15 protein-coding genes are annotated in these 19,256 nt (G+C 57.0%); 8 read left to right on the top strand and 7 right to left on the bottom strand.

From position 1 onward, the window contains the following. Positions 1-665 precede the first annotated feature (665 nt). The 5 genes from QMG40_RS01680 to QMG40_RS01660 form a co-directional block, all read right to left on the bottom strand. Positions 666-1,412: a hypothetical protein gene (locus QMG40_RS01680; RefSeq protein WP_283527266.1), complete on the bottom strand. Its 747-nt coding sequence runs from the start codon at positions 1,410-1,412 to the stop codon at positions 666-668. 154 nt (positions 1,413-1,566) lie between these two features. Next, positions 1,567-2,676 carry a glycosyltransferase family 4 protein gene (locus QMG40_RS01675; RefSeq protein WP_283528566.1) on the bottom strand — a complete coding sequence of 370 codons (1,110 nt, stop codon included), beginning with the start codon at positions 2,674-2,676 and terminating at the stop codon, positions 1,567-1,569. A gap of 14 nt (positions 2,677-2,690) precedes the next feature. Further along, positions 2,691-3,647 carry an alpha/beta fold hydrolase gene (locus QMG40_RS01670; protein ID WP_459252952.1) on the bottom strand — a complete coding sequence of 319 codons (957 nt, stop codon included), beginning with the start codon at positions 3,645-3,647 and terminating at the stop codon, positions 2,691-2,693. A 56-nt stretch (positions 3,648-3,703) separates the two neighbouring features. After that, positions 3,704-4,537, bottom strand: coding sequence for an aldo/keto reductase (locus QMG40_RS01665; RefSeq protein WP_283527261.1), 834 nt, complete (start codon positions 4,535-4,537; stop codon positions 3,704-3,706). A 71-nt stretch (positions 4,538-4,608) separates the two neighbouring features. Continuing rightward, entirely contained in the window at positions 4,609-5,619 is a 1,011-nt protein-coding gene (locus tag QMG40_RS01660; protein ID WP_283527259.1) for a sugar-binding transcriptional regulator, read from the bottom strand. Positions 5,620-5,738: 119 nt separating this feature from the next. Between QMG40_RS01660 and QMG40_RS01655 the strand changes: the two genes are divergently transcribed. From QMG40_RS01655 to holA, 8 genes are all read left to right on the top strand, one after another. Continuing rightward, complete coding sequence (locus QMG40_RS01655; protein ID WP_283527257.1) at positions 5,739-7,514, top strand: glycerol-3-phosphate dehydrogenase/oxidase; 1,776 nt, start codon at positions 5,739-5,741, stop codon at positions 7,512-7,514. Between the two features lie 82 nt (positions 7,515-7,596). Continuing rightward, positions 7,597-8,337 carry an MIP/aquaporin family protein gene (locus tag QMG40_RS01650; protein WP_283527255.1) on the top strand — a complete coding sequence of 247 codons (741 nt, stop codon included), beginning with the start codon at positions 7,597-7,599 and terminating at the stop codon, positions 8,335-8,337. A gap of 50 nt (positions 8,338-8,387) precedes the next feature. After that, positions 8,388-9,902: a glycerol kinase GlpK gene (glpK, locus tag QMG40_RS01645; RefSeq protein ID WP_283527252.1), complete on the top strand. Its 1,515-nt coding sequence runs from the start codon at positions 8,388-8,390 to the stop codon at positions 9,900-9,902. Between the two features lie 270 nt (positions 9,903-10,172). Continuing rightward, the gene (gene leuS, locus QMG40_RS01640) at positions 10,173-12,677 is read left to right on the top strand and encodes a leucine--tRNA ligase (protein ID WP_459252939.1); all 2,505 of its coding nucleotides are present in this window, start codon (positions 10,173-10,175) and stop codon (positions 12,675-12,677) included. Positions 12,678-12,773: 96 nt separating this feature from the next. Further along, on the top strand, positions 12,774-13,796 hold the full coding sequence (locus QMG40_RS01635; protein WP_283527247.1) for a DegV family protein: 1,023 nt from the start codon (positions 12,774-12,776) through the stop codon (positions 13,794-13,796). 104 nt (positions 13,797-13,900) lie between these two features. Then, positions 13,901-14,827: a ComEA family DNA-binding protein gene (locus QMG40_RS01630; protein ID WP_283527245.1), complete on the top strand. Its 927-nt coding sequence runs from the start codon at positions 13,901-13,903 to the stop codon at positions 14,825-14,827. Positions 14,828-14,888: 61 nt separating this feature from the next. Then, positions 14,889-16,745, top strand: a complete 1,857-nt coding sequence (locus QMG40_RS01625; protein ID WP_283527243.1) for a ComEC/Rec2 family competence protein — start codon at positions 14,889-14,891, stop codon at positions 16,743-16,745. Positions 16,746-16,839: 94 nt separating this feature from the next. Next, positions 16,840-17,865, top strand: coding sequence for a DNA polymerase III subunit delta (holA, locus tag QMG40_RS01620; protein ID WP_283527241.1), 1,026 nt, complete (start codon positions 16,840-16,842; stop codon positions 17,863-17,865). 143 nt (positions 17,866-18,008) lie between these two features. Here holA and rpsT read toward each other — a convergent pair whose 3' ends face one another. Continuing rightward, entirely contained in the window at positions 18,009-18,269 is a 261-nt protein-coding gene (rpsT, locus tag QMG40_RS01615) for a 30S ribosomal protein S20 (RefSeq protein ID WP_283527239.1), read from the bottom strand. Positions 18,270-18,448: 179 nt separating this feature from the next. Further along, positions 18,449-19,024, bottom strand: coding sequence for a type II toxin-antitoxin system PemK/MazF family toxin (locus QMG40_RS01610; RefSeq protein WP_283527237.1), 576 nt, complete (start codon positions 19,022-19,024; stop codon positions 18,449-18,451). Positions 19,025-19,256: the final 232 nt, after the last annotated feature.

Below are 19,256 nucleotides of genomic sequence, written 5' to 3'. Positions count from 1 at the left end.
GCTGTGACGCTGGAAGCGAAGGGATGTCATGGCCAACGTTGTACGTGTTGACTGTCAGCGCTTCGGGCATGTATATCGCTGCACGTTTCTGGAGGGGCTGTCAAAGCTGGCGCGTCACCATATACTGCTAAATCCACTATTGCCGGAGCCGTTGGTGCTGGACACACAACGGTGTACATTGCGGCTGCCGAGAAGGCCGTGTTGCAGGCGTTGGCCGAAGGCTGTTAAATGCCCAATTGTCCCGATCCTGAGATGGACACTGAGTTTGATCACTTACGAGCTTTTGAGTTTGGTGGTGCCTCAACCATTGGAAACTAACGCCCCGCCTGCGCACGCCATCACACGATGAAGCACTTCAAGGATAAGGAGAATCGGCACGGACTCCGGCGCTGCATAGATGAACCCGATCGGCAAGGAACCAAGTGGCGCAGGTGGACTCCCAAGCTTGGCCCGGACGGCAAGATTGGGTGGATTACGACTAGTGGCAGTTATTCTCCACTCTTGATCACCGATCCGCACCGGCCCCAATACTCCAAATGGCTAAAGGCTCTTATTACTAGGACAACAAGAAGGCTGTAAGCCAATCGATCATGACAAACGCGCAAAACCAACAGGTGTGCTGGATGTCCGGGAGCCCCAAGCCACGGCGTGAGGGTATACAGGTTTTAGGACGTCACCTTGGGGATCTCTGAGGTGTTGCGTTTCGGGTTTCGGCCACGTGCTGCATCGAGTAGGGATTGAGTACGTCGGTGGACGTCGGTGTTGCGTAGGACAAGCGTCTGAACCGATTGTTTCAACTTCGCAATTTCAGCCACGTACCCGGGGTCAAGGCGCTGCGATAAGGGACGTTCCTGGAGGTCATCGGCCAAGCGCCATGCCATAGCCAAGGCGCTTTCAAATATCCGCTGGTCAGATTCAGCTGACATGTTCTTTGGAGCTGTCCCAAGCATCACTACGGTGTTCAGCCGTGTGTCATCCAGGGCCAGGGCAAGCTCAAGTGCATCGAGGCTCAGCACCACGCCGGCGAGCAGGTGCTGAGCAGTGGTGAGTCTGCGAAAGATCAACTCATGACGTTGGCGTTTGGAGAGTGAGAACGCCAGCGTCAGTATCGTCAGACCAAGACCGGTGACAGTTCCTGTGAGCCAGAATAACGGAGATTGGATAGGACCCGTATCCAGGAGTTTGGCCGTTCGTTGTGCTGCTGCCGCAACGGCCGTGGGGCCATGTCCCAGTGTCACATTGGACTCGTAGGCACTGTATATCTGAAGTGCGGATTGAGAGTTTTCCAGATGCTCAGCCTCGGCAGGATAGATACCTGTGCTCCAGTACCGGTATTCCTGGGCGCGGATCCCCTGAGCATTCGTGATGGTGGTGGATAAAATGACCTCAGCACCCGGATCTTCGCGTCCCAACTTCTCCTCGAGACGCAGGTGCCCAGGGGTGACAAGTATTCGCAGCGGCTTCTAGGTCCTAATGGGTTCGCGAACCACGGCTTCTAGCTCTGCTGAGAAATAGGGCGGCCGAAGTGCGGCTTTTTGCGGACGCGGACCAGCTGCGTGGTCATGGCTAGCGGCGCAGCTCCTGTGCAATTGCCAACAGTTCGCGCGCGGAGGAATCCCAGCTGAACGTGCCCGCTTGGGCAATGGACGCCGTCGAACTCTCCGCCCATTGATCGGGTTCAGCCAGAGCATGCACAGCAGCCGCAAAAGCCTCAGGTGAATCAGCTGGCACATAATGAGCGGCATCTCCGCCAACTTCACGGAAAATCTCAGTGTCCGCCACCACCACCGGTGTCCCCAAGGCCATAGCCTCAACCAGCGGCAGGCCGTAGCCTTCGGCTTTACTTAGAGTAACTAACGCAGTTGTGCGCAGAAGCATCTGATCGTACTGCTCGTCCGTGACACCGTTGTGGAACACCACTTTGGCACCAGAGGGCACCAAAGCCGCGAGTTCACTACGGCGTTCGTCGGTGATGCGGCTGAGTAAGTTAAGCGTGAAATCTGGCAGTTCTGCCATAGCCCGGATCAACGTTTCCACGTTTTTATAGGGCATGAATGAACCCATATAGGTGAGCGATTTCTCCGGCGAAACCAACGGATCTCGTGGGGTCCGCTGCGCTTGGGGTGCATTTCCAATGATCCGGACAGGGCGTTTGGTGAGCCCGTGTTTGCGCATCAGAGACAGAGTGGTTTCGCTGATAGTCGCCACAGTATTGGCGCGGTTGAGCAACATCCGCTGCGGCCAATACGCCTTGTGGTAGAGACGCCACAGCACCCGGACGGGGGCTGGGAGGAACCCGGGGGGTGCCGGGTGCTCATAGTAAATGAGGTCGTGCAGTGTCAGAACCAGCGGGTATTTTCTGCCCCAACTTCCCATAGTCTGCATGGGACAAAACACCACGTCGGCGCCAAGCTTGTTCACATGGCGGGCCACGAACAATTCCATGGGCGAGAGCGGCGAGTTGATTTTCACCCAGGGCAAATCCGGTAGCAATGCCAGCTGACGTTCGTCATGAATGAGCATTGTCACATCAGCGTAAGGGGCGACGGCGGCCATGAGGCTTGCGCCGTAGCGGCTGATGCCGTCGTGGTGGTCCATGCGGGTGAATCGGGCATCCATGACGATGGCTGGCCTACCGTCTGCTTGTTTCTGGAGCGCATTTTCGTGGTTGTTCATGGATTCGGAAATACTCACGGTGCGGGGTGCCTTTCAAGAAACTCGATGATAGCGGCGGCAGCCGGCTCGGGTGTTTCGTAGTGGATCAGATGGCCAACGTTGTTAATGACTTGGAGTTCACCGTCGGGTAGAAGTTCCATCAGCTTGTGCTGATTGGGCAGAGTTGCTATTTCATCCTCGGATCCGGCAATCAAGAGTGTAGGCAGGGAAAGTTCAGTGGCGACTTGGCGTACAGTGCCACTGACGGAGGCGCGGAAGGACTCAAGCAGCATATCCCTGTCTGCGAAACCGCTAAAGTACGCATGATGCTGGCCATGGATGAACTTGAGCAGCTGTGGGTCGCGCGTTTTAGCCATAGTCACGCTCATGACATGGACAATGAGTTTGCTGCGCAATAACGCATTACCCAAGGCGGCGGGAAGTTTCGCTGCAGCCCAGTAATAGAAAACCGCAAGCGTGGTCATAATGCCCTTTGGGCCTTCCAAAGCAGGGGCTGCGATGGGGTTCACAAGAATCAGCGGATACACGCGCTTCGGCCGTGTTGCCACAAAATGGCTGACAACGATTGAACCAAAAGAGTGGCCCAGCAAGACAGTGTCCGGTCCCAGGTCCAAGGCCCTGAGGAAGTTCTCAAGGAAGTTCCCGTAGCCGGCTATGTCATGCTGGCCATGGGCGAACGCTGGGGATGCTCCAAACCCGGGGAGATCGGCCATGATGACACGAAAATCAGGCAGCAGTTCAACCACGCGTTCCAGTCCGTGATGGTCACCACGGAAACCATGGACCATCACAATGGTGCGTGCGGGCACCGCTGGTGAGGTGGCGGCATGCACAGCGTCAGCTACATGCACAGCGTCTGAGTCAGCAACAGCATCGCTACACGGCACAGCTGCGTATTCCCAGTAGTGCACCGCAGTGTCGGCGACCTCGAGGACGTGGGCACTCTCGCGGTTGGCCAGGTTCAACCCGATTGGTGAGCCGGACGCCGTCGTACTCTTCTTTTCGGCTAGAAATTTTAGGACCAAGGCTAGTTGACCTCGCTCGGGTGGGAGCCAGCGCGTTGGCCCTTGTCCATGGCATTAATCCGGGACATCTCCGACGCGTCGAGAATAAAGTCAAAGACGGCCAAATTCTCTGCAATTCGTTGCGCCGAACTTGCTTTGGGGATCACTAGATGTCCGGATTGAACATGCCAGCGCAACACAATTTGGGCAACCGAGCGGCCGTGCAGTCCAGCAATCTCAAGCAGCACAGGATCGTCCAGGATGGTGCCTCGGGATAGCGGGCTCCACGCCTGAGTGGCAATCCCGAGTTCAGCGTGAACTGCGCGTAATTTAGTCTGGGTCAGCCAAGGATGCAGCTCAATTTGGTTCACTGCTGGAACAACGTCCACAGCCTCAAGGAGCTGACGCAGGTGGGGTTCTTCAAAGTTACTCACCCCAATGGCCCGCACGCGCCCTTGGTGGTACAGGGTTTCAAGTGCTTTGTAGGTGGGGATGAACAGGTCTTGGGCTGGGCAGGGCCAATGGATCAGGTACATATCCAAATAATCCAGTCCCAGACGCTCCATGCTTGACGCAAATGCGGCAAGCGTTGAGGCATAGCCTTGCTCCGTGTTCCACACTTTGGAGGTGACAAAAAGTTCTTCTCGAGGAGTCCCGGCCGCTATGGAGTGATTGATAGCCGCCCCCACACCCTCCTCGTTGCCATACAGCGCGGCCGTATCCACCATCCGGTACCCGGCATCCAGCGCGGTCGAGACCAGGTCCAGGCACTCTTCGGCAGGCACTTTGTAGACACCATAGCCAAGGACATCGATTTTGACGCCGTTGTTGAGCTCATACTTGGGGGAGAGTTGCATACTCGCAACTTTACCTATCCGCGGGCGCCAGCGCTCAGTGCCGCGCGGCCAATACTTGCAGGTGTTGCCGCTCAGAGACCGTCCAGTCCGTTGAGGAAGCCAAAGATCGGGTCTGTTGCGTGACTGTCTTGCTCTACTAATTCCCGGGCTGTGCCCTCATCCAAAATCAGGTCAGTGGCAAGTCCGGCTGCGAGCGCCCCGCGCAGGCCAGTGATCTTTTTGCGTCCAGAGACTACGCAGATACGACGGCGGACCTTGCGCAGGGTGTCAAGGCTGGGTCCGCTCGAGCGATCGTTGAGCACAATGCCGTCATCGCTCCCATCCGAGCGGAAGAAGACTGTCGCCACATCGCCCGCCACACCACTGGCTTCAAGGGCGTCGAGGTCAGTGGAGTCAAGGTAGCCGCCGGAGTACACATGACTGGGAATTTCAGCGTCCATGGAGCCGACACCAAAGATAGCGATCGTCATGCGGTCTTGTAAGTCGAGAATGCGTTGGACACTGCGTTCTTGCCACATCATGTTTTTCGTCTCGGCTTGGTCAAAGAAGGCAGGCACAGGAAATTGTTCAACTTTCGCTCCGTAGGCCGTGCCGAAGCGGCGGACGATCTCAGAAGCGTACGTGATGCCAGAGGTCTGTGTGTTCCCTGCACCGTTCAACTGGACAATGGTGGTGCCGTGGGTTGTTTTCCGTGTCAGGTGTCGGCTGACAGTGCTGACGGTTGATCCCCACGCCACACCTATCACAGCGTTGGAGTCAACTAATGGACCAATGGTGCGTGCAGCTTGCATGCTGACACGCTCAAGCACCTCCACCTCGTTGAGCATGTCCGATACTGGAACAACATGCACCTCCACTTTGTGGCGCTTACGGATCACACGCTCCAACTCCGGAGCCCTATCTGAGGGTGTCTTGATTTGGACCTGCACAAGTCCTGTTTCACGAGCAGTAGAAAGCAGCCTGGAAACGGTTGACCGCGAGGTGCGAAGTTCACGGGCAATGGCATCCATTGTTTGATCCTGCAAGTAGTACATTTGTGCAGCGCGGAGGGCATCTTGCTGTTTTGTTCGCTTCACAGGCATGTGATCTGCGTCCTTTCTGCACGTTCGTGCAGACGTGTTGACTATATTTTCCATTTATTCAAACAATAGTGGGAACAGGCGCTAAACGCGCAACACAACGGGACTCGAACGAGGTCAAAATGAGTATCGTCGGCAGCAGTGGCAAGAATCAAGAATCCCAGGACCAGCACCCCGTAGTTCGTGCAGAAGTGGAGGCGCTGAAGAAGCGCCCGCACGCTCAGGTTTTGATCATTGGCGGCGGCATCAATGGTGTTGGCACGTTCCGTGATTTGGCGCTGCAAGGTATTGATGTTGCCCTCGTTGAACGGGGAGACTTCTGCCAAGGAGCCTCCGGCGCCTCTTCCCACATGATCCACGGCGGTATCCGTTACCTTGAGAATGGTGAATTCCGCCTTGTGAAGGAATCTGTCGAAGAGCGCAACGGGTTGCTGAAGATCGCACCGCATTACGTTAAGCCGTTGCAGACAACCATCCCCATCTTCAGCACCTTCTCAGGGATTCTAAGCGCCCCCATTCGCTTCCTAACTCACAAGCAGGGCAAGCCTCAGGAGCGTGGAGCATTCCTAATCAAGGCGGGCCTAACACTTTATGACGCGTTCTCTCGCGACGGTGGGACCGTCCCTCGGCATGAATTCAAGGGCCGCAAGAAGGCTCTTGCCGAGCTTCCCCAGCTGCCGGCGAACCTGAAGTACGCAGCAACTTACTACGACGCGTCTGTGCACAACCCGGAACGACTCACCCTTGACGTCCTGCAAGACGGGGAGAAGGCCGGAACGGCAGCGGACGGTACCGAGCACGCCCGTGCCAGCAACTACGTTGGTGTCACTGCAGTTAATGACAAGGGTGTGGAAGTTACCGATCAGCTGACAGGTGAGACGTTTACGTTCACAGCTGACGTCATTGTCAACACCACTGGTGCTTGGGTTGATATGACCAACAGCGCCATGGGCAAAGCCTCTCGTTTCATGGGCGGTACTAAAGGCTCGCACATTGTGCTGGACCACCCGGGTCTGCTGGCCGCCTGCAATGGACGTGAAATATTCTTTGAGCACACTGATGGCCGCATAGTTCTGATCTACCCCATGGGTGACCGAGTTCTCGTGGGGACAACAGATGTTGATGCGGATATGACCAAGGATGCTGTCTGCACAGAAACTGAAATCGATTACTTCTTCGACCTGATTGGCCATGTCTTCCCCAGGGTCCTGGTGACCCGCGATGACATCGTCTATAGCTTCTCGGGTGTTCGCCCACTACCTCGCCACGATGAAACAGCGCCGGGCTTCGTGTCCCGCGATTACCGCATTGAGCGAGCAGAGCGCACCATTGGCGGTTCATCGGTGCCCGTCTTGAGCCTGGTTGGCGGTAAGTGGACAACCTTCCGTGCCCTGTCCGAGCACATGGCCAATGACGTACTGGCCATTCTGGGGTCTGCTCGGAAAACTTCCACAGCCAAGCTACCCATCGGTGGCGGCGTGAACTTCCCCGCAACCAGTGAGGGCGTTGAAGCCTGGATTGCCTCGCACACCAGCGGATCAGTCGACGCGGCCCGATCAGGGGTATTGCTGACCCGTTACGGCACCCGTGCCGAAGAGGTGTTGGCTTTCTTGAACGACGGTGAAGACACGGTGTTTGACTCTACGGATGAGCTCAGCGACCGCGAAGTGCTCTTCATGGTTGAGAACGAACAAATTGGACACCTCATCGATGTCATGATCCGCCGCACCTCTCTGGCGTTCCGTGGTCTTGTCACCAGTGAACTGCTGGCAGAGACGGCGGCAGCCCTTGCCAAGCCACTGGGCTGGAACAAAGAGAAGGTAGCGCAGGAAATTGATCACGCCATCGATGTGCTGGCGCGTTATCACGGTGTCCAGGTAGAAAGCTTGATTGCCTAAGCCCCTAGGGCGAAGGGGGCTCAAGAGGGCCAGTCAATACGGGCTGGCCCTTTCATGTAAAAATAACCAGTTGGAGTCAAAGATGTCTCTTGGAATAGTCTTCGCATCCGAAGTGATGGGAACCATGATGCTCACCCTGTTGGGTTGCGGTGTCGTTGCAAACGTTGCACTGAAAGGAACCAAGGGTAATTCCGGCGGTTTTCTTCTCGTCAACTGGGGCTGGGGCTTGGCCGTATTCGCAGGTGTATTTGTTGCCGCGAAGTCAGGTGCCCACCTCAACCCGGCAGTCACGATTGGTCTACTGGCCAACGGCAAAGCCGAGTATGCCCCGGATGTGGCAGTAACGTTCGCATCTACCATGACCTACTTCGGTGGCGAAATGGTTGGTGCCATTATCGGTGCGGTGTTCTGCTACATCGCCTACAAGCAGCACTTCGATAGCGAACCGGATGCAGCCACCAAACTGGGCGTATTCTCCACAGGTCCTGCCATCCGCAGCTACGGCTGGAACGTTGCCACTGAAGTCATCGGTACCTTCGTTCTTGTATTTGTTATCCTTCACTTCTCAAATGGCCCAGCCGAACTTGGCGCGTTGCCGGTGGCCTTGCTGGTTGTTGGAATCGGTGCTTCACTCGGTGGACCTACCGGTTACGCCATCAACCCTGCTCGTGACCTTGGCCCGCGTATTGCCCACGCATTGCTGCCCATCAAGGGCAAGGGCTCAAGTGACTGGAGCTACGCCTGGGTACCGGTTGTAGGACCGATGATTGGTGGAGCTTTGGGTGGCGGTGTGGCAGCAGCGCTGCCGCTGGTAGTGGGCTAATCCACTCACCAATGTGTTCTTAAAACGAATCACAAGCAAAGGAAACAATGATGTCTCAGTATGTAATTGCCATTGATCAAGGAACTACCAGCAGCCGTGCCATTGTGTTTGACCACGACGGGAACATTGTTTCCACGGGGCAGCTTGAACACGAGCAGATTTTCCCCAAGGCAGGCTGGGTTGAGCACAACGCGACAGAGATCTGGAACAATATTCGCGAAGTGATTGGTACTGCGTTGGCACAAGCCAACTTGACCCGTCACGACATTGTCGGAGTTGGCATCACCAACCAGCGTGAAACCGCGGTTGTTTGGGACAAGAACACTGGCGTTCCCGTATACAACGCCATCGTGTGGCAGGACACCCGCACACAGCCGATCGTTGATGAACTGGCTGCCGACGGTGGCGTTGAGCGTTTCAAGTCCAAGGTTGGCTTGCCGCTGGCTACCTACTTCTCAGGTACCAAGATCAAGTGGATCCTTGACAACGTTGAGGGTGCCCGCGCCAAGGCAGAAGCTGGGGATCTCCTCTTCGGCAACACCGATAGCTGGGTTACTTGGAACCTGACCGGTGGCATTGATGGGGGTGTGCACATCACCGATGTCACCAATGCATCACGCACACTGTTCATGGATCTGGAAACGCTGCAGTGGGACGAAGAGATTCTCGAGATCTTCGGTGTTCCGAAGTCAATGATGCCTGCCATCAAGTCATCCTCTGAGGTTTACGGCCACGTCCACGGCAGCCAGCTGCTGCGCGAAGTTCCCGTAGCCGGCATCCTTGGCGATCAGCAGGCTGCCACCTTCGGTCAGGCGGCGTTCAAGACTGGTGAAGCCAAGAACACTTATGGCACGGGTTGCTTCCTGATCTTCAACACGGGCGAGGAAATTGTCCACTCGAAGAACGGCCTGCTCACCACGCTTGGCTACAAGCTTGGCGATGCTGCCCCGCACTACGCACTTGAAGGTTCAATCGCCGTCACCGGGTCCCTGATCCAGTGGTTGCGTGACAACATCGGGATGATCAAGTCTGCACCTGAAGTTGAGGAGTTGGCTGCGGCAGTAGAGGACAACGGTGGCGTTTACATTGTCCCCGCGTTCTCCGGTCTGTTTGCACCGTACTGGCGTTCAGATGCTCGCGGCGCCATTGTTGGCCTCACCCGCTTTGTGAACAAAAACCATATTGCCCGGGCTGCGCTGGAAGCAACAGCATTCCAGACGCGCGAAGTACTTGATGCCGTCAATGCTGACTCTGGTGTTGACCTGACTGAGTTGAAGGTCGACGGCGGAATGGTCGCCAACGACGCGCTCATGCAGTTCCAGGCTGATATTCTTGGCGTTCCGGTGATCCGTCCCAAGGTCACCGAGACCACGGCTCTGGGTGCTGCCTATGCAGCCGGCCTGGCTGTTGGTTTCTGGAAAGACCTCGGCGAGCTGTCCTCGAACTGGTCTGAAGATAAGCGCTGGGAACCGAACATGGAATCATCTGAGCGTGACCGTCAGATGCGTCTCTGGAAGAAGGCTGTCACCAAGTCCATGGACTGGGTTGACGAGGACGTGAAGTAACAAGCACCAAGTAGCACCCCAACCTCGCATCTGCGCATGGTTGAGATCGAATATGGCGCAGCAGTGCTTGCTGCGCCATATTCGTCGTTAACGGTGTGCAGGCGCGCTGGTCAACTTTGAAGGTGCGGTAAAGTAAGGGTGTGCACAAACTTCTCCTCCTTAGCTAACCGCAACAAGTGTTGCGGTGCGCCCCTTGCTACGTCGAGGGGCTTTTGCGTGTAAAGGGCCGGAAAGTGCAATAAGCCATAGATGAATGAAAAGGCAGGGTACGTGAGCGTGCAGTCCCAGACTGAAGAGAACAGCGAAGAGGGCGTCTACAGTTTCACCTCGATGGAAGCCAAATGGCCGGCCGTCTGGGATGAACTGAACGTTTTTGCTCCACTTGATGACGGATCCAAGGAACGCCGCTACGTCCTGGATATGTTCCCGTATCCTTCCGGGGACCTGCACATGGGCCATGCTGAAGCGTTTGCCATGGGCGACGTTGTTTCACGCTACTGGCGTCAGCTGGGCTACGACGTCCTGCACCCGATCGGTTGGGACTCTTTTGGGTTGCCTGCCGAGAATGCTGCGATTAAACGCAATGCTCACCCCAGCGAGTGGACGTATGCGAACATTGACACGCAGGCCGAGTCGTTCAAGCGCTACGCCATCTCGGTTGATTGGTCACGGCGGCTGCAGACCTCTGACCCGGAGTACTACCGGTGGACCCAGTGGTTGTTTAAACGCTTTCATGAGCGTGGACTGGCGTATAGGAAGAACTCACCCGTTAACTGGTGCCCCAAGGACCAGACGGTCCTAGCTAACGAACAAGTTGTTGGTGGTGCCTGTGAGCGCTGCGGCACAGTTGTGACTAAGAAGTCCCTGAACCAGTGGTATTTCAAGATCACTGATTACGCCGATCGACTCTTGGATGACATGGACGCGCTGAAGGGGCACTGGCCTGACCGTGTCCTGGCTATGCAGAAAAACTGGATTGGTCGCTCCGAAGGCGCTCACGTCACATTTTTGATTGAAGCTGCGGGGGAGCAGAAACCTGAGCAGGAACTGAAAGTTTTTACCACCCGTCCGGACACCCTCTACGGGGCGACGTTCTTTGTGGTTGCAGCTGATGCTCCGTTGGCTCTGGATCTTGTCACGGCCGAGAACGCTGAGGCATTGAGCGAATACCGTGAACAAGTCAAGGCACTTAGTGACATTGAGCGCCAGTCAACGGAACGCCCGAAGTCCGGCGTGTTCACTGGCCGCTACGCTATTAACCCGCTCACGGGTGAAAAGCTGCCGGTGTGGGCGGCTGATTACGTCCTGGCTGATTACGGCACGGGCGCCATTATGGCCGTTCCCGCACACGACCAGCGTGACCTGGACTTCGCTAAGGCCTTCAAGTTGCCAGTGCGGGCAGTCTTGGACACAGGCATGGAAGATCCCGCTCAAAGTGGCATCGCCAGCACGGGTGAGGGTACCTTGATGAATTCCGGGGAGCTCAGCGGGCTCTCGAAGTCTGAGGCCATCCCCGCGGCAATTGAAATTTTGGAGAAACTGGGCACGGGTGAGAAGTTTGTGAACTTCCGTCTTCGTGACTGGTTGCTCTCACGCCAGCGTTTCTGGGGCACCCCGATTCCCATCATTCATTGTGCCGCTTGCGGTGAGGTCCCGGTTCCTGACGAGCAACTACCTGTCCGCCTGCCGGAGAACCTGCGCGGCGAGGACCTCTCACCCAAGGGCACCTCCCCGCTGGCGGCTGCCACGGATTGGGTCAACGTTGCTTGCCCCACGTGCGGCGGGGCAGCCAAGCGTGACACCGACACAATGGATACTTTTGTTGATTCCTCCTGGTACTTCTTGCGTTTTGTCTCGCCGCAGTTCACGCAGGGCCCCTTCGATCCGGCCAAGGTCAATGACTGGATGCCGGTTGGTCAGTACGTCGGCGGTGTTGAGCACGCCATTTTGCATCTGCTGTACGCCCGCTTCTTCACCAAGGTCATCCACGACATGGGCATGTTGGAGGCCACCGAGCCTTTCAGTGCCCTGTTGAACCAGGGGCAGGTGCTCAACGGGGGCAAAGCCATGAGTAAGTCCCTAGGCAACGGGGTTGATCTGGGCGAGCAGCTGGATAAATACGGGGTCGACGCCGTCCGCCTCACCATGGTCTTTGCCGGTCCGCCCGAGGACGACGTCGATTGGGCGGATGTTTCGCCGTCGGGCTCGGCGAAGTTCCTGGCACGGGCTTGGCGTTTGGGTAACGATGTTAACAGCGAGCCCGGCGCCGATGTATTGGCTGGCGACGCCTCCTTGCGGTCTCTGACCCACAGGACCGTCCACGAGTCCAAGGCACTCCTTGAAGGACACAAATTCAATGTTGTGGTCGCCAAGATCATGGAATTGGTAAATGCTACACGCAAGGTCATTGATTCCGGTGCTGGTGCGTTGGATCCCGCGGTGCGAGAGGCTGCAGAAGCTGTCGCTATTATTCTGAGTCTCTTCGCGCCGTACACCGCAGAAGACATGTGGAGTGCTCTTGGCCATCCAGCCTCGGTAGCGAACGCTGGCTTCCCAGCTGTCGATGAGTCACTTCTGGTGCAGGCGAGCATTACCGCCGTTGTGCAAATCCAAGGCAAGGTCCGCGAGCGTTTGGAAGTGTCACCTGATATCTCTGAAGATGATCTGCGCGAGTTGGCGTTGGCATCGCCGGTTGTACAAAAGGTTCTTGACGGCCGTGGAATCCGCACAGTGATCGTTCGTGCGCCTAAGCTGGTCAATATCGTTCCTGCCTAGCGGGGAGAGCCACTGCTTGTTAGTGCCTTCCCTGCCAGAGGCAGGGAAGGCACTTTTGTCAGGAACGCCCAAGGACTGTTTAAGGGAAGGGAAGCTGTGACTACGAAAACGCCAGCAGGTGCGTGGCTGCTCCAACATCTCCAACGTCTCCTTCCCAAAACCATCGGGCAAACACCGGATGCCGATGAGACTCCAGGACCACCGCGGCCGGCAATCGCCATCGTCACTGATTCGGCTGCAGCGCTGCCTCCTGAGTGGGTACTTAAGTTTGCCGAGAACGGGTACCTGAACGTGGTGCCTATGCCGGTTATTATTGGCGAGAATGTTTATTCAGACGATGATGCAGAACTGGAAACGCATATTTCGCTGGCTTTGGCTGCGGGCAAGTCAGTGAAAACATCGAGGCCATCGCCCGGGCAGTTCGAGCGCGCGTACAAGGCCGCCGCTGACGCAGGCTTTGACGCGGTGGTGTCGTTGCATATTTCAACCAAACTTTCGGGTACCTTCGATGCCGCCCAGATAGGTGCTGACCGCGTCCAGATCCCTGTCCACGTCGTTGACTCTGGGACTGTGGGAATGGGACAGGGCAGAGGTGTCCAGGCAGCACTTTCTGCCGCTGCCCACGGTGCGGGGGCGGATGAGGTTGTGGCCGCTGCCCATGCGGCGGTGGTGGGAACGTCAGTCTATTTTTACGTTCCTAGTTTGGAGCAGCTTCGTCGAGGTGGACGGATCAGTATGGCATCTTCATGGCTGGGAACAGTTTTGGATATCAAACCGATCCTGGGGATAAGGGACGGCGCCGTGGTCCCCTTGGAAAAAGTGCGCTCTGCGGCGAGAGCCATCGCTCGATTGGAAGCATTGGCAGCTGGGAATATCGCGGCAAGGGGGGATGAAGCCACTCAGATTAGCGTCCACTATTTTGGCAACGAGATCCAGGGCCAAAAACTCGGGGATTCTTTGGCGGTACGCTTTCCCGGTTTGGCTGCTGTGACTCTCACGCGTCTGCCCGCAGTACTGGCCGCCCATGCAGGCCTTGGCGTACTAGTTGTGGTTGTTGCGGACGCTCCTGCCGCCCCGGACATCCAGAACCCCGACTATCCATTAGCCGGTCTGCACTAACCTTTTCCTCCACAGCGGCGCACAAAATATGAGTTACGCACAGATTTAGGACAGATCAAGTAAAGCACCGCCGGGGTGGGCGATCCTCGGCCTACCGTTAGTCTATGGGTAGTTCCAACGACGACTTCAATACGCGATCAACCGGGGCTGAGAACACTGGCCGCGGTGAGTCTAACTCGCCTGGGCCTTTGCCCAGAAACACCGCGCATGTTGTTGGTGCACGCTTGCCCTTGCGGGGACCCAGATGGGTAATTTCTCTGCGTGCCATAGTAGTGGTGTTGGCCATGATGGCTGCCACCCTGGGGATACTGTGGATTGAATCGGCCGGGGTGCAGGTAGCCTCCGCCGAATTATCTACTGAACATGGCGGCAAAGTCGCGGTCCCTGCCATGGATGGCCCATCCCCTGTGAGTTCAGAAGAGTCATTGAACGCGGCTAAAGCATCAGCTGGAGCAAGTGCGTCGATTCCGGCTACTGGTGCCGGCGCTGACGCCGCGGCAACGCCCGGGGCACCGTTAGGGCTAAACGTACAGCAGACGCAGAATTCTCTCGTGGTCCACGTTGTCGGCGCAGTCAAGAATCCGGGAGTTTTCGTACTGGAGCAGGGCAAGAGAATTTTCCAGGCTCTGGGTGCTGCCGGCGGGGCTCTCCCCACAGCCGAGTTGTCTGCTTTGAACCTGGCAGCGCCCTTAACAGACGGTATGCAGATTCTCGTTCTGACGCAAGAGCAGGCGGCCAGCATGCCTGCACAGCCGGGGGTGGCGGAACTGCCAGAAACTGCTCATGTGCCGGGAGCAGTAGGACAGCCTCTCGGCAACCCAGGGGTGGGCAGTGCCCCACTGCTAAACCTCAACACCGCTACGGCAGCAGAATTTGACGCATTGCCCGGTATTGGGCCGGTGCTAGCTGACAGGATAGTGGCTTGGCGCACAGATCACGGACGCTATTCCTCTGTAGATGCTTTGGACGCCGTGAGTGGGATTGGGGCCAAATTGCTGGCGGGGCTTCGGGATTTGGTAACAGTGTCATGACCGCGCATCGCGGGAATACTGCGGCGCAGCCACATGGGCTTAGCCATAAGAGCCGTGCAGCATGAGGGAGCGGGAGCCGCGGTGGGCGCGTTTTACCAAAGCTGCTGTGGGAGATGTAGGTTCCGAACCGGCAAAAAGACGTCGTTGGCGCCTGCGCCGGCACGTTGAAGACCTGAAGCGTAGGCTGGCTGCTGCCCATACAGAGCAAGCCGCAGCGGAACCAACGCACCGTGCAGACATCAGATTATTGCCTGCGGTGGTGGCTGCTTGGGCAACAGCGGCCATCGCCATCGCAGCGCCGGTGAGCATCCTCCTGGTATGGGTGATCGTTTTAGGTGGCGGAATGCTGGTCAGCACAAGTGTTCAATGGCTGGTGCGGAACGGCTCGCGAGGCAACGGTCCAAAGCTCAGTCGTACGGACCGCCGCCCGAACGGTTGGAGGGTACCCGTTGCCTTCGTTGCTGCATCCGGACCCACTGTACTGCTTGCTGGCCTGTGCATCTTCGCCGTGCTTCTGTCTGCGGGTTTAAGGATCTACACTGCCGCCAACTCTCCACTTGAACTGGCGGTCTCAGACGGTTCTGATTGGGTGCTCACTCTTGAGGTGGGAACAACTCCGAGAACGCTGGACTCGGCCAACGGCCCACCGATTGTTACCTTTGACGCATTCGTTGTTCGCGCCAGTGCCCATCAACGCGTACTTACCGGCAGAATGACTGTCAGAGTCATGGCAGATACAAGCTGGGCGCAACTAAAACCAGGGGATCGGGCGGATACAGCTGGAAGAATTGCTCCTGCGCAGGCGCGCGAGAAAGTCTCTGGAATCCTGCACCCTACAACGGGGCCACAGTCACAGGCGGCTGCCAAAGGTTGGGCCCAACGTTCGCTCGCCGCCATTCGGAAAGCGTGGGTATCGGCGGTTCACGGTGTCTGGGATACCCATTCAAAAGACACTGCCGGACTCCTGCCCGGTATGGTCATGGGTGACCGAGGCGGTATGAACAGCGAGCTCAACGACGCCATGAAAACCGTGGGATTGACACATCTGACCGCCGTCAGCGGCGCAAACTGCACACTCGTATTGGCCTCGCTGATGCTTGCCTTGCGTTCTATGCGAACGCCTCAACTCCTTGCTATAGGTGTCTCCGGTGCGGGACTTCTGGTGTTCGTTTTGCTGGTTGGACCTGATCCCAGTGTGTTGCGGGCTGCCGTTATGGGTGCCATGGGAGCCATGGCTATCTTGAGTGGTCGGCCAAAACGTGTTGGTGCCCTGCTATCGGCAAGTATTCTGGTGCTGATTCTGGCTGATCCGTGGCTTGCCGTGGACTATGCGTTCATCCTGTCAGTGCTGGCTACCTTGGGGCTACATCTGGTTGGCCGACGCTGTGTGGGTTGGCTTTCGGTGCTGATGCCGCTCTGGCTTGCCCAGGCAGTGGCTATTCCACTTTCCGCACAACTGTTCTGTGCACCTGTCATTGTCCTTCTGCAGGCTCGGCTCACGCCGTACACTATTCCTGCCAACATGCTTGCCGCCCCTGTTGTGGCCCTGGTGACGACTGTGGGAACCCTGGGCATGGTCAGCGCGGCTATATTGCCACCAGTGGGTGCGCTGTGTGCTGCCATTAGTGGATCGGGCGCTTGGTGGGTTGGTTGGGTGGCGCGCACAATGTCAGCCCTGCCGGCAGCCAGTCTTCCTTGGCCGGAAGGTCCACAGGGAGTGATCCTCATGGCAGTTTTGAACATGGCAGTATTGGCCTGTTTGTTTAGTATTGTCCAGACGCAGCGAGTAGCGGTTCTTCAAACGAGACTACTGGGTTGTATTGATCATTTTGTGCCAAAACGATTTGTTTTTGGAGTATTGGTGACCCTCGTTGCGGCAACAACAGCGTGGTGGACAGCAGCTGTTCTTCGGTTGTGAACAGGGCGCGGATATACTGCAAGGGCGGATAGGGAATACTGCGCAGGGGTGGCAGAGTAGACGCTGTGAATACAGCATGGACAGGAACATACCAGTGAGCCCAGCACCGAGAGCAACCCAAGGAGCTAGAACCACACAGCGCTCCACAAATAGTGCTGATTGGCGAGACGTTCCGCTAGCACCAGTGGTGCTACTCTTTGGTCCCGAAGATTTTATTGCTAGTCGGGCTGTGGATGATGTGCGCAAGAAATTACGGGAGAAAAACCCGGAGTTGGAACTGACCTCCCTTGATGCCGCTCATTACACAGCCGGTCAGCTGGGCATGGTTGCCAGCCCATCACTGTTTAGCGAACCGAAATTAATCGAAGTGGGTGCACTTGCCACCATGAATGATGATTTTCTGCTGGATGCCCTGACATACATCAAGGACCCCGCTCCGGACGTTACGCTTGTGCTAGCCCATGGTGGGGGTACTCGCGGTAAGAAACTCTTGGACGCCTTGAAAGTTGTGGGTGCTACCCGGATCGAATGCCAGCCGTTGAAGAAGGACGCGGAAAAGACCCAATTTGTCAGTGCAGAGTTCTCCCTTGCCCGGAGGCGGATCGACGCCCAAGCCGTTCGTGGATTGGTTGCAGCAGTTGGAGCAAGTCTGTCCGAGCTGGCTGCCGCGTGCTCACAGCTGATTACCGATACTACGGGGACGGTCAGCACCGACGACGTCGATAAGTATTACGGTGGCCGGGTAGAAGCAACTGCGTTCCGCGTGGCAGACGCGGCCCTGGCTGGCAATGCCCCCGTTGCCTTGTCAACGCTGAGGCACGCACTGGCAACAGGCGTGGATCCCGTTCCCTTGGTGGGTGCCCTGGCAATGAAGGTGCGCCAGGTTGCCAAGGTGTTTTCACTGCGGGGTAGTTCGGCCCAGTTGGCCCGGGACCTCGGCATGTCTCCCTGGCAGGTGGATTCGGCCCGTCGGGATGCAGGACACTGGAGCGGTGCGGCTTTGATAACTGCCATCAAGGTTTTGGCCGAAGCCGACGCCCAGGTTAAGGGCGCAGCAAAGGATCCGGTGTATGCGGTGGAACATGCTGTGACAGTCATCGCCACGGCGGCGCGTCCCTAGCCTGTGGGCCCTAGCCTGTTGGCCCCAGCCTTTGAGTACTCGCCTGTGAGTGCTCTCCTGTTAGAACTGACCCGCTAAACACGAAGGGACCCCACCAAATGGTGGGGTCCCTTCGTCAGCGTTGCGAAGCAGATCAGCTTCTCTTAGATGGCGTTAACCTTCTTGGAGATGGCTGACTTGCGGTTGGCAGCATTGTTAGCGTGCAAGACGCCTTTGCCGACAGCCTTGTCCAGCTTGCGGCCTGCATTCACCAGTGCAGCCGTAGCTGCATCCTTATCGCCAGCGGCCACGGCAGTGTTAACTGCGCGGATGGCGGTCTTGACTCCTGAGCGGACCGCAAGATTGCGCTGACGCGCCTTCTCGTTAGTGAGGATGCGCTTCTTCTGGGACTTAATATTAGCCACGTTGTTTAACTCTCTTTTGATACGTAAATTCGGTCGTAGAGGGCGTAGCTTGACCGTTGACAGCGGCGTGGGGATGCTCGAATTATGGTGAACGTCAGGTCAAGCTGTTGTGTCCGCCGACCTGCACGAACACACACAGTGATAAATCTTATCAGATTCCCGTGCTGTATCCGTCTTGCTTACTTCCAACCGTGCTGCTTTCTCAGAGCAGAGGCCACCACGGCAAAACGTTTAGCGTCAAGGATCGCCCCCTCGCGGCGCATGTCGGCTGGGGAGACCTGCAGGATCCGATCCAACTTCACTTCGCTGGGCCGGCCTTGTTTATCCCAGGCGCCGGTACCAATGTCAATGTAATCCAAGTCGGCGCGCCGGTCATTGCTGTGATCCTTGCTGGTGAGCATGAGTGCCAGTAGTCGCTTTCCAGATTTGCCAACTACCAAGACTGGCCTGTCTTTGCCTTGGTTGTAATCCTCCTCATACGGTACCCATGTCCATACGATCTCTCCGGGGTCAGCAGCGCCGTCAATTTCGGGGGAGTAGCTTACGGTGGAGCTTCCATTGAAATCTCCTGGATATGGTGCACTAAGTCCAGTGAAAACACCGTTCGACGCCGAAGGCGCCGCCTGCTTGACCCTTGGCGTGGTGCGTCTAGAGCTGCTTGGCTTGCCGCTGGGAGGCAATGATTTGCCGGGCTTTAACAGTGAGCCCGTCAGTGAACGGAGGAGACGGAAAATGCGCTCGGATGTGGTTGGCATGGTTTCTACAGTATCGACAAGAGAGCCTCTTTGGGCTGAACTGGGAGCGTATCTTGCAGTGATGACGCATAATCGCACGTGAACCGGTGGCTTGGCTTGGCCCGTCAGTTCTGTGCCCGGCACGTATTCATGGCAGACTTGATGGCAATGAGTGTCCGACGTGGAACGTGCGGACGCAACCTCCTGCACGGTTCGGTGATTCCACCGCTGTCCCTGCGCTCACGCAACAGTA

Source organism: Arthrobacter antibioticus, assembly GCF_030063205.1.
GTDB lineage: Bacteria > Actinomycetota > Actinomycetes > Actinomycetales > Micrococcaceae > Specibacter.
The sequence above is the reverse complement of the archived record's forward strand: the minus strand, read 5'-3'. Positions and strand labels throughout refer to the sequence as shown.